The 12,473-nt window shown below is 41.9% G+C and carries 8 protein-coding genes; 1 reads left to right on the forward strand and 7 read right to left on the reverse strand.

Annotation, left to right across the window (positions count from 1 at the left end; translation table 11 throughout):
* Window positions 1–139 precede the first annotated feature (139 nt).
* Window positions 140–1,009 (forward strand): WYL domain-containing protein, encoded by an 870-nt coding sequence (locus tag ACVA6Q_RS06305; protein WP_025554759.1) that lies wholly within the window; start codon window positions 140–142, stop codon window positions 1,007–1,009.
* A gap of 142 nt (window positions 1,010–1,151) precedes the next feature.
* Here the strand turns inward: ACVA6Q_RS06305 and ACVA6Q_RS06310 are convergent, their stop codons facing one another.
* From ACVA6Q_RS06310 to ACVA6Q_RS06340, 7 genes are all read right to left on the reverse strand, one after another.
* A complete protein-coding gene (locus ACVA6Q_RS06310; RefSeq protein WP_446646910.1) occupies window positions 1,152–6,548 on the reverse strand; it encodes a sacsin N-terminal ATP-binding-like domain-containing protein in 5,397 nt (1,798 codons plus the stop codon).
* 444 nt (window positions 6,549–6,992) lie between these two features.
* On the reverse strand, window positions 6,993–7,472 hold the full coding sequence (locus ACVA6Q_RS06315) for a DUF1456 family protein (RefSeq protein WP_446646911.1): 480 nt from the start codon (window positions 7,470–7,472) through the stop codon (window positions 6,993–6,995).
* Between the two features lie 279 nt (window positions 7,473–7,751).
* Entirely contained in the window at window positions 7,752–8,414 is a 663-nt protein-coding gene (locus ACVA6Q_RS06320; protein ID WP_446646912.1) for a LysE family translocator, read from the reverse strand.
* 19 nt (window positions 8,415–8,433) lie between these two features.
* The gene (locus ACVA6Q_RS06325) at window positions 8,434–9,270 is read right to left on the reverse strand and encodes an AraC family transcriptional regulator (RefSeq protein WP_446646913.1); all 837 of its coding nucleotides are present in this window, start codon (window positions 9,268–9,270) and stop codon (window positions 8,434–8,436) included.
* Between the two features lie 203 nt (window positions 9,271–9,473).
* Entirely contained in the window at window positions 9,474–10,982 is a 1,509-nt protein-coding gene (locus ACVA6Q_RS06330) for a DUF3360 domain-containing protein (RefSeq protein ID WP_418642452.1), read from the reverse strand.
* A 360-nt stretch (window positions 10,983–11,342) separates the two neighbouring features.
* The gene (locus ACVA6Q_RS06335) at window positions 11,343–11,837 is read right to left on the reverse strand and encodes a YcxB family protein (RefSeq protein ID WP_446646914.1); all 495 of its coding nucleotides are present in this window, start codon (window positions 11,835–11,837) and stop codon (window positions 11,343–11,345) included.
* A gap of 128 nt (window positions 11,838–11,965) precedes the next feature.
* On the reverse strand, window positions 11,966–12,349 hold the full coding sequence (locus ACVA6Q_RS06340) for a hypothetical protein (RefSeq protein ID WP_446646915.1): 384 nt from the start codon (window positions 12,347–12,349) through the stop codon (window positions 11,966–11,968).
* Window positions 12,350–12,473: the final 124 nt, after the last annotated feature.

The following is a 12,473-nucleotide window of genomic DNA, read 5'->3' on the forward strand; positions in this document are numbered from 1 at the left end:
AATCCTCAACGACCATAAATTTACACCAAATACATGGTGTCAAGCATTGGCTACTAAATCAACTGATGTCATATTACACTGGAATCAAATGATTCGTTAGAGTAAATTAGTACAGTTCATTTTGATAAGGGTAATCATTGTGCGTTGTGTCGAATCTCCGCAAACCAAACGACTAAGGCTTATTGATTTCTATCTCTGCTTCTTTGGGAAAGTAAATCGCTCCGACCTTATTCAGCACGGTGATATTGCCGTTGCTACAGCAAGCCGTTCTTTTAATGCTTACAAGGAACGTTTTCCCGACAACACGGTTTTTAACGAAAGCTTGCGTGCGTATATGAGGTCAGCATCGTTTAGTCCAGCTTTTGAGCATGACCCAGAAGCAGCTCTGAGATTAATCGCATGGGGTCAGGAGCTTAACTCAATTCCAGTAACAACTTATGGTGTGAGCAGCTTCGCAACAGTGTTGGATTCACTATCCATTGATATTGTCTCCCAAGTAACAAGGGCGATCCTGAATAAGCACTGTATTTCTGTCCTGTACAGCTCCTCAACCAGTACTGAAACGAGAACACTGACTCCTCATTCTCTGTTCAAAGGACTTGGGGCGTGGCACATCCGTGCTTGGGACAGTAAAAGACATAAATTCCTGTGCTTTAGAATTAGTCGAATTCTTAAGGCTGAACAAACTGACTGCTCATACGACAAGACTATAAAGGACGATGCTCTTTGGAACCGTGACGTTGTCCTGAGTGTTGCGCCTCACTCTATGCATGAGAATAGAAATGACTTGGCTATTGACCTTGGTATGGAAGGTCAATACGTGCGAAACATTACAACCAACGAAGCGTTAGCTGGCTACGTGCTCAATGACCTCCACGTAGACTGCACGCCTAATGCTTCTTTGCCGCCGCATGCCTTCAACTTGCAGTTGATGAATAGGCACGAGTTAGAGCATGTTGACTCTATACGAGCTCTAGTGCCTGGCTTTATACAGAACAAGATTGATTAAGCTTGAAGTAAATAACTCCGAGGAAATTAAGCTGTTAACGTAAACAAACGATCTTGTTTGGACGAGATCTTATCTTGGCGGAAAAAAATAGACAAACTTCAGTTTGTCTATTTTTTTAAGGTAATGCATTGGTCTAGAACTATCAGGCCAAAGGCAAAACTTCGACACAATCACCAACTAACTCCCGGTTCCAATCATTCGGTAGAAAGTATGACTTCACTTTGTTGAACGGATTACCCAAATCTAAAAATGTTGCTTGGGACGTGTTTTGCCCAACAACTACAATCAAAGACCATGTAGGGTCAGCTAGCGCTAGTTCTATTTGGGTTCTACTTAACTTCACACCTCTCTCTCCCCACCCAGCTGGAAGAGTCTTTACTTCAATCTTTCTGACAACCGCATCATTAATATCAATCTCTAGCAAATCGTACCCAGGATTGTTTTTCGGTGCTTTCTGTATTCTATGACCAGAAGGTAACGTATTCACAATTGCATTTAACACATTGTCTTCTCCAACATCACCCAAAAGTGTCGTTTGATTACCTGTGAAAGCTGTCCCCATACCACTTTTCCTGTTGTGACTTACATAGTCACGGTGTCCAACATCCAGTTTAGGTCTATCTAATTTCTCAATAGAATTTCGTGGCTTGGAACGAGGTTCCCTTGGTGCATTGTAGGTTAAGTCGCCCAAATTACCCTTTTCTATTTGCTCACTAGCTGTTCGCGCCTCTGCTGAGTCTTGCGTTTTCTCTTGCTTGCTAGGAATACTAGGTTTAACAGTTCTCTCATGGTACTCGCTTTTATCAAGATGGGCTTCTAACCTTCGAATTTGATCCCCTAAGTCTTGGACTTCGTCCTTTATTTTTTTGGGTTCTAGTCCAACATTTCCACTTTCAACGACATTGTTATTAACGCCAACGGGAATCGTCCGCGGCTCATCTGATACGGCATTATCTTCCGTGTGATACTCTTCTTCATCTAAATTAGCTTCAATCATATCTACAAAGTCAGATTCGCCACTGGCGGAGTCATGAGAATATACTGGTTTGTTGAACTTCGTTTCATTAGGAAGCTCAGGTATTCCCTTCTCCTCTCCTAGATATTCGTTTGCTTCTTCTTCGGACTCGATATCCTTTACCAAAGTTGCAATCATGATGGATGACTCAGCGTTTAGAGAAAACTCGTTACTGACATAACTAGCCAAAGCTTCACAGAGTACCCTCGATGACCCAAGGACAACATACAATTCACCGTTTCTATTAAACACTTTCTTCTTGTTTGTATCATAGATCCATTGAAGGCCGATGTTGCAAGATAAAGTGAGAGATTTACACATGGTGATTCGAGCTGGTATCAATCGCTCTTTACAGCTCTGTTCAACGTCACTAGGTGGTGATTTTAAGTTATGAAATGCTAATCTTCGTACTGCATTTTCAAACCAAGTCGTTTTCAACTTCCTGCTAAATTTTGCAATATCATCTGGAATCTGTACCGGCGATAGAAACTCAGTCTCATCATTCTTAATACTCATCTCAGAATCATACTTGATAGACTTAGCGTTCGTTTGCGCGGCTAACTTCTTAAACTCACCGACACAAACCCGAAGGTGCTCATTCTTAGAACTAGCTGATTCAAGCTCATCTCCCTCATCTATAAAGACTTTGGAACTTTTGCAAAGTTTGCCGAGCGTTGTCAAAAGTGGCACTTCATCCGATTTGGTTATCACTTTTAAATGATTATTTTGTATTAAAGCAAGAGCAGATTTGGCTACGAGAATCTGCTCATGACTTAGCACTCGATCTAATCCTAAGTTTACCTTTATGTAATCAATTAGAAACTCTTTGCTTGGTGTGCCCCTGACCCCTACTTTTTCTAGCCCATTTATTATGTCAGGTTGACCATGTTTTAAGGTACCAAGCAAATCTTCGACTGAGTGTAAACCAGGTAAGCCAGACACTGTTCGAAAGAAAACGTTTTTGGGTTGAACCCATTCACTATTGAGCAATATTTTTTCCGGCTTATCTTCATGGTTGAGATGCTTTGCCCTTCCACATACAGCGTAAAATCGCCTAGATGCTTCCAACAAAAATCGCTTGTTGTAGCGGTTAATTGGCGTCCCTATTAGTTTCTGATAATTCCTAGCCTGAAGTGTTGGGTGAAGTCTTGTCTGGGTAAAAGTTTCCAAGCCTAAGAACCTATACAGAGAGTTTGAGGAGTCTCGGCTAGAAGTCTTTTCTCCCTGGTTTTCAGTCTCAATTTTTGGTGCAAGAAGATTAAAGCTCGGGCACAGCTTGTATTTGTGTGTTTGAAGCGTGATTGAGTTAGGACTACCGAATTGCAAAGCTGCGTTTTCTTTTCCATCAACGACATTTTTACCGGCTACGCATGGGACCCATGGAATCTCTGAAAGCTCTTTGCGAACAGCCGGATACTGTTTAGCTGCATTTTCAAACTCTGGAAGATGAAGCTTAATAAAGCGTATTAGGTCAAACGCTTCCTCTACGTCCCCCCTTTTTGAGATATGTATAGCACCTTGAAGTAGAGCTTTAATAGAAACCGTCTTTTGTGCCCCACACAACTCAAGTAACTCACTCCAATTCTCATGTTGGAATGGACTCAATTTTTTTGCAGTCGCTTTAAGCGACTCAGGTAATGTCCCGAAGAAGCTTGGAACGTAAACCTCAGCAGCTTTTAGAAAAGAACCATTAGCGGCAGGTACTAATCTTGCGGAAGTTAGTAATCTTATGACGTTTGGTTCACTTCGAACAGATTCAAGCTCCTTACACAACCATTCCAAAAGTCGAGTCTTAGACTCAATATCATTAGCCCCATTCAAATACTTAACAACAACGTTCTCAATATAGTCAGAAAACGACATCGTCGAAACATTAAGCTTTTCAAAAACGTTGAAGAAATCAACCTCACCGGAGTCAACTAGGTCATAAAGGTCACTTATCTGCGCCAATGACTTATCAACGCTGAACCCACCAGGTAAATATAGACTCGTTTTGCCATCGTTAATGCACTTAAGCGAACCATTCTGTGTTAATGCAAGGGGGATATGATTTTTAATTTTCTCTATCAAATATCTGTAATCGCGATGAGTTTTATCCGCTCTACCAATAGAGCGAAGGACAAAGTGTCTAAAGGCTGGGATTTCCAAAAAGGACTTTGTTGACTCATTCATCTTAGCAATATGAGCCAAGACAACCTCATTGGTGATGCTACTGAGAGGGCTAAAGTTAGGTGTTAAAAGATCGTTCAGCTTTTGATAGCTCTGTACCCACTGTTTATCAAAAAGACAAACTCCAAGCTTCTCATAATGCTCTCTGTTATCAGCTTTTACCTCTAGGTAAGGAACTTTCCCTCCGGAACCTAAGTCTTGTAGCGTGCAAGCTCTAGAGCCACTAATTTTGTAAACCGGAAGCGACACCAAAAGTTGCTTTACTTTGTCCGTTAGTCGTTCGGTTTCACCAGAGCGGCGAATCAAATCAACTACTTCATCAAACCAATCTAGGTCTACTGACTCTGAGGTCATCATTTCTGATAACAGTTTTAGTTTGTTTTCTAAAGTTGAGATTAACCAGGGCTTAGGCATTTCCTTCAGTTCAAGGTCATACAAACTTTGGTCAACAAACTTAGATTTGTCATTTTTGAAAAGTGATAGGTCGTGCTTCTTAGAAAACAGTGATAAGTCTTGGATTCTGTGTAGTTTATTATCGAGGCAATACTGCAAAGGAAGTCCGATGACACCTGCTACTCCTTGCTTTCCTAAAACCGCATATTTAAGAACATGAGAAACACTTTGTTTATGAGCAAAAAAGAAGTGAGAAAGTAAGCGTTCTTCCTGAGGAAACACAAAATTTTGGGCGCTAACTGAAACGGCATCAATCAATACATCAGGGGTAAACTCTGAGATTATGCCGCCAAAGGCTCTCAAATTAGACACAACAAATCTAGGCGGCTCTGGGAAGATTAGTTTAAGTTCTTTCTGTACGATTTTTTTGAGCTCTTTGGTAGGAGCTTCAACTTTAGCCTGCCGCGTACAATAGAAGTGGTCAATGGAAGGCTTAGCCCAATAGAAATTATCGTTATGCCAAATTTTCAAACATTCAGCTTTCGCCATTCGTTTGTAAAAGCCTTTCTGTATATACGATGTAATTTCATCTGAGTCTTTAGATAAATTCGGCCAAAATTGATAGTATTCAGCTTCTGAAAGGTTGTGTTTGTACTGGAGCAATAATTCTGCCCATGCTTCGCCTATTGCGCTTTCAGCTAGCATGAGATTCCATTTTACCAAAGGTACCTGATCGTCATTCCCAGCTTTCAATACTATTGAGGTTCGTTTATCGTCAAGTTCGAACCACCCTTGCATGTGCGCTTTGCTTTTGGTTCTAATACCCAATGGTAAGAAGGTAAAGAATTGACCTCTCTCATCGTTTCTTGGAATCTTTTGATCTATCGGTATAGCCACTCCAGCCCAAGGTAACACTTTTCTGAAGTTTGGTCCTACCCCCAAAAACTTTAAAGCCTGTTTCAGAAGTAAACTATCTGTTCCTTTGAATAACCCATTGACTACAGCCCATTTAGAGTGAAAAGAATCTTTACGTGACGTACTGCGATCAAAATAATGGCACTGAAATTCATGTTCGTACGTCACAGTTGGAAGGTCAATATTGTTCAATAGCCAAGATCGACAAATCTCTTGGGGAGACATGTTTGTTGGTATGGCTTTGTTAAGCTTTTGCTTTGCTGAATTAATCTCTTCTATGTTTTTAGTTTCGATTTTCAATAGTTCTTGCGTCTTTCCATCCTCATGAACTATGCACAAAACTAACGTGTGGACATTCCTTAGAAAAAGCAAATTGTCTGGTTTCTTTTTCCAATCATCACACCATTTGAAGAAGCGCTGCTCGGTGAAAATTTGACTCGATATCTCGCTAGCTTTCGCAGTTTCGGGAGTCCTCAAAGGTAAGCGAAAAACTGTACGGTCAACAGTATCTTCCTCACCAGGCAAAAGAAAAGTGCGCAACCACGGTTCTAAACGTTCATAGGTACTACTGTTTACCTCATCATGCTTCCAGGTCGCGACTTCGTATTTTAGTTCCTTACAAACAGCGGATTTATGTGCGTCGAACCATTTTGAAGTACCATGCCTCATACCACCAGAAATTAAGCTAGGATGATCGCTGATACTAAAACTAGATGTAAACCCTTGACCAAACCTACCAGTGGATTGAGCTTTGTCGACCTTGCCACCGTCCATAATCTGATCAATTGCGTTGAAGTCCTGCTCATTAAAAAGCGCATCATTCGAAATTACTAGAGCACGTCCAGAAGCAATATTTAGCGCTTGTTGTTTAAAGGAGCCATGATTTCTGAGATCAAGAGCGACTGTGAGCCGCGAAGCTTTCGCGTCATCTGCGTTTTGTAAAAACTCTTTGAGTAAGGAGTCCGCATTGTAATTTTCAATCATTTGCCGTATTTGCTTCGTGACAGATGAGCGATAACTACTTGTAGAAGAAACTTCGAATTCCATTGTGTGGCACCTTGCTTAGCAGAATTAATAGAACATTGGTCTGTATTAATTTTGGTTCATATAATAACGTTGAAGTGCACCAGTGTGAACTCAATCCTCTACAATACGATCTGAACAAAAACAGGAAACAAAGAAGTTGGGCCCCCACAATCTAAGCATCGAAACAGGGCTTATAGGCTCCAAGGAATGGAATAATCGAGAATGGCATTAATGACCTCTTACCCTATCTACCTCCTGGCAAGAGATACCAACATCTGCCCTCCTATTTTGTAGTAAATTTAAATGCGTTAGAATCTCAAAATTTTCTATTAAAACTTAGGCTAGCTGTCAAGTTTGTCTACTTTTTGAATGCTTTAGTACAGTTGGTTAACTTCTAGAAATTGAAAAGCGAACCTTAGTGGTTCGCTTTTTTAATCAATTACAACGTTTGATTCGAGATAAAAATTACCCAGTAAACTCTTCAGAATCGGGACGATTGGTAAACTGCACACCATTTAAGAAGTCGCACAGCAGTTGGTCTTCACACTGTTTGTAGTTTTTGTTGTTTGGCTTGCGGAAATACGCACCAATTTCGTATTTACTTAAACTAATACCAACCACTTCTAATACGTCCAACACATCTTCTGCTTTCATGTCTAGCGCAATGCGCAGCTTCATGAGAATCATGTTGTTGGTCAACGCGACTTCTGGCTTAGGTTGCTCGCCGTCTTTTTTGCCTCGCTTGAGGTTAATAAAGCCATTTAAGAATACCGCTAACTCTTGATCCTTCAACTTAACGCAAGATTTGTCGCTTTCATCTTTTAACCAGTTTGCCACTTTATCGTGAGCCACAGTGACTTCGGCCTGCTCGAAAGCTTTCATTATCTGTGCATTTTTAAGGTTTAACGCGTGTTGGATACGACGTAAAATTTCGTTGTTAGTCACTAGGGATTCCTAAAATGAGTTCTAAGGGTGAATAAAAATCCATCAATTACATGCGATCTGTGGGTGTCTTTATTCAATAGCGTAGTTGACGGTGACTCTAACAGAGAACACGTTTCTTAGGTAGGTTAAAAATGGAGATAACACTGCCTATTCGAACTAGTTAGCGAAGTATTGGTACGCCCCCGATAATCTAGACATTGCGCAGATAAGAATAAGTAGGTCAAACAACCACGTTGTGGTTTGTGAGATTGAGTGTTGCTGCCACACTTTGGGACAGTTCTAACGCAAGTAGCCAACAAACAATGAGAGCCCAAAAAAGAACAACACTACCCCGGCCACTCTTTCGACCACGTGTATATAGTTCGATAACGGTCTTTGCACGCTGGGTTGGCCAATAATTGATGCAACGAGTAAATCCCAAGCTAGAACCGCGAAAAACATCCACAAGCCGCATGACACTTGCTGTGTCAATGTAACCTCGTTACCCAGAATCACTGTCATTAAACTCATATAGAAAAGCGCATTCTTAGGATTGAGTACCGCTGAGTTGAAACCTAGAACTAACTGTTTTGCTACTGACGGCACATGTATTTGCTCAAAACCCAAATCAGTATTTCGTTTTTTACTTCTTAGCAACTCAGCCCCTAACCAAAGGAGCCAAAGCCCACCAATAGCTTCAACCATCTGATAGATAGCCTGATTATCACGAATAATCGTCCAACCAAATATTGCGACTCCAATATAGAACGCATTCCCAAGAGCAACACCCAAACAAATGAAGCGGCTCCCCCGTAATTTATGACGTATGGAGTGAGCAACGATCAAGAAAAAGTCTTGGCCAGGACTCAACAGCGCTAAAAAATGAGCAATAGCTAATGCAGGAAACGCAGCAGGGAAAAAAGTAGAGTAAGACATATTTGAGTATCCATTTAAAACACCCAAGTACTATGCCGTGCTCCGTTTAATCATTATTGTCGAAAATTGACTTTATCTGTTGATATTGCTTAGGCGTTGAGGCTGTATAGGTCACAAAAGCCCGGTGTAACTGACTCTGATCAAAAAAACCTAGTTCATTAGCGACATCGGTGATGTCCATACCCCCTTTCAGAAGCACCTTAGCCTTCTCGACCCTATAATTGCTGAGAAATGATTTAGGCGTAATCCCAAACTGTCTTTTGAACTTTCTAATTAAGGTTTCTGGGCTATACGCTAGCTGGTTGGCGATAGCATCAAGCTGCGGAGCATTTTCAATATCTTTTAGCAGTAACTCTCTGACTTTGTATGCTAGGTCATCATTATTGTCACTCATGCAAGGTGTACAGCATCGACTTAACAGATGGAGTATAGAGTTTTCGATTGATGACGCGATATGGGGCGATTCACGCTCAATGAGCGTAGAGATTGAACTTCCAAGTCCCAACTCACTAGCTTTATCGGAGAGCAAAATATGATCAACTTTGAAATTTTTCACTTCGAAACTAAACAGCTTCGATAACGCACTACAACACCATTGATGATCTATGTAAAGCATGTGGTAGCTTCTAGAGTTGTTGTCTACAGGACTGCAGGCATGAACCAAATTAGGCTCAATAAGAATGATGTCACCTTTATTTAGCAGTACATTTGTATTGCGTAGAGACAAACATGTTTGACCAGCAAGCATGATTCCAATAGAGAGCTCCGGATGGTAATGTGCTTTGTAGCCTTGGGTACTATCTCGAGTTGTCCGTACCGTCAGATAGGGTGTCAGTTGGCTGGTCCAATATCCCTGACTGATGTTCCTTACATTACTCCCCATGCTAACAAATCACCTTTCCATTCAACGTTGGCGTATCGAGACTTCCACATTACATAAAGTAAGTCAAAAATTCGACTTTGGTTTTAAGGTAATGGAAGAATAAAGCACAATTTGGGGCAAAAACGGTTTAGACCTTCTCCACTAAACCGTTTCTATCAAGCTAGAAAAATACACTCAAGCAACAGCCTCGTCTTTCAGGCTCTCTAACGAAAACTCGGAATAATCGCCGGAATCCCAGGCAGCAAACCCACCAACGCCATCACACTACTTAGCACAATAAACATGATTCCGGGCAGTACCCAACGGCTCATTTTACTGAGTTCACCGCTGCGCTCTTTACAGCCGACCAAGCCTAAATTGTCCAACAGCATGGTGAGAGACCAGCCAAACGCTGGGTTGACTAGCACCGAAGAAAATACAACGATCGCTGCCGATTGTGTGGTTTTCCCTTCACGCGTCATTTCCATTCCTGCCTCTAGCAATGGTACGAATACCCCAACAATAAGCGCCACACAAAGGACAGGTTGCCATATCGCAAGATCCATTGGGTAGCCCCAAACAGCAGCGATGATACAGAACAGTGCCGTTAGCAACGCACCAGCTGGTATAGGACGTTTAGCAATCGCTGCTGGCACGATATAAGTGCCCCACGACGAAGTAAAGTTAGTGCCGCCGAGCAGAGAGCCGAACGTTTGACGAATTGAGGCGGTGGTCATAGTGTCGTCGATGTTCATGTGTACTTTTTCTGTACGCTCTGGGTAGCTGATTTTCTGGAACACTTGATGGCCTAAAAAGTCCGGTGACCACATCGCCACTGCTAAAATAGCGAAAGGCAACACCACCATAAAGTGCTCAAGCGTTGGTAGGCCTAACATCCAGCCGGTGTCTTCTCCCCACCAATACATAGGGTTCATGTTGGGTAAACCTGGCTCGGTTTGAAAAGAGAACGGAGCACCCATGGCAAACGCTAGCGTCCCACCTAGTAAGCAGCTAAGCGGTACGGCTAGCCAGCGCTTACGAAAATGTTCCAATAAAGCGTATAAAATAATGGTGCAGAAGATCACAACAAAAGCAATGTGACTCATGCCGATTCCTTCGGCCCAAGCGAATAGCTTTTTAACTTGAGATGCGGTTCCAACAAAGCCTAAGTAGAGCAATAGCCCGCCACACACCCCTTTGCTGGTGAGATTGGCTAACATGCTGCCACCTTTACTGATAGCTAAGACTAAACCAAACGCACCAATCAACAACCCAAAAGCCATAGGGTGTCCGCCAGCAGCTACAACAATGGGAATTAAAGGAATGAGTGGACCATGTGTACCGGCGAGGTTGGCGGTCGGCAATAAAAAACCAGAGAAAAGAATAATGAAAACAGAAGCTATGAGTAGTTCATAACGCACGTTTTCTAAAACAAAGCCCTCATTGAGCCCTAATGCGCCCGCAAACGTCGCGGCGATGGCTCCCACCATAACCACTTTACCAATGGTCGCCGCCATCGCAGGGATAGTGTCTTCTATCTCAAATCTATAGTCTTTAAACGGCAAATTGGGACGCCAACGTTTGGGCGCCATAATTTGCAATTCGTGTTCTAAATATTGTTCTCGGGAAGCAAATTCTGACCTTGGTTTATGCTGTTGTTCATAGTTGAGTTCATCCTCATTGGCTTGAGGCTTGTCAGTTGTTACATGTATGGACTCTAAAGTACTGCTCATTGTGATTCCTTTCGTTCACACTCTATGGTGTGTTGTTCCAGCAAACGTTATTGGTTCACTGCACAAAGGTTTAGCGAATCGTTTCTCACTCTTTTTTACTGCAAAGAGCTGGATGACTTTTCGCTATGAAACCTTGAAATACAGTCGCTAGTACCATATACCAAACCAAAAAAAACAAATAGTCTCAAACAGTTAGACATTAGTCGTAGAGTCCCACTACTAGTTTGGGTCTTACCTACTTGGATGGAACGGAATCAGGAAGTTACGATCGGATTGGCAGTCTCAGTTGCAAATATGAAAAAGCGAACCACTATGGGTTCGCTTCATCGTTTAAAGTTATCAAGGTCTCACACACTAAAATTAACTCGTTTTTGCTGCGGCGTGTTGTTCGACCATAAAGGCAAGCATATCATCACTTAAGCAAGATTTGCTGACGTATTGGCGCTGTTTACCCATGTGAAGAATGACTCCCAAATCACTTTGTTGTAGTTGGTCGATATCACCCCATGCAATGGTATTATTGACCTTGCCACTTTTATAAGTCACGCCTTTGGTGCCGATGGTAAGCTCCACTTTACTGCCAGCACTCGAACCAATGTTCTGACGCCACACCCACCAGCCTCTTTTAAAGTAAACGCTTAAAGCCTCGATAAAACTCAAAACAATAAAGAACCAACCCAAATAGCCGTTAGGCAATAACTCAAACTTAACTAAAACCGAGCCAAAGAGCAGAAACAGCGCAGCTTTGTAGTAGGATTTCGGGAACTCAGTTGGGGTACTGGTTTGATCGTAACACTCAGCAAAAAAGGCTTTGTTGAGGGTGTATTCTGCGGTGAATTCTTTGTTGTTGGGCATATGTAGCTTCTTTGATGTGATATTTTGTGTAAGAGGCTACTTAGTGCGCGACGTCGTAGCTTTCACATTGTATATGCTAATGCCACTTTTCTTTAGCGATTTTGATTCAACAAGCCATGCAATTCGAATTAACTGTTACCTTTACAACTGCTTGAGAGCTCAAGACTCAGAAAATCTTTGCTTTGATGCAATATCGTTACTGCCTCATAGCTGGCTGCAAATCGAACCTGGAACGTTGATACTACATCCTGTTGGGAAGAGCTCTCATAGTCATCTAATATGCTCACACTATGACTGACTATGTATGCGTCTTTAAAAGCAGACTTCGAAAGGACATCATTCAACCCCATCACACGCTGCTCTATTACTTCACCAAGCGCTTCACTTTTCGATATCCTATTTACATACATAATATGAGCACTCACTTCTGTAGCTTCACAGTTGCCAATCGAGTAGCCCCAACTGCTCAAAGGTAGGAAGATACTGCAGAAAACCACCATCCATCTTGTCATTTAATAGATCTCCTTAATTTCAATTTCTGGGCACCTTCGTCTGTTTTCGACGCAAGAGCAATAAAAGTCGACCATATATGTCATCCTGATCATGAATGTTCATACTTTTCTCCGTACATTGCTC

It is taken from the genome of Vibrio sp. DNB22_10_4, assembly GCF_052879755.1.

Coding starts and splice junctions, on each gene's coding strand:
- ACVA6Q_RS06330 (WP_418642452.1), bottom strand. CDS start 10,982: ATGAGCAGTACTTTAGAGTCCATACATGTAACAACTGACAAGCCTCAA.
- ACVA6Q_RS06325 (WP_446646913.1), bottom strand. CDS start 9,270: ATGGGGAGTAATGTAAGGAACATCAGTCAGGGATATTGGACCAGCCAA.
- ACVA6Q_RS06340 (WP_446646915.1), bottom strand. CDS start 12,349: ATGACAAGATGGATGGTGGTTTTCTGCAGTATCTTCCTACCTTTGAGC.
- ACVA6Q_RS06310 (WP_446646910.1), bottom strand. CDS start 6,548: ATGGAATTCGAAGTTTCTTCTACAAGTAGTTATCGCTCATCTGTCACG.
- ACVA6Q_RS06335 (WP_446646914.1), bottom strand. CDS start 11,837: ATGCCCAACAACAAAGAATTCACCGCAGAATACACCCTCAACAAAGCC.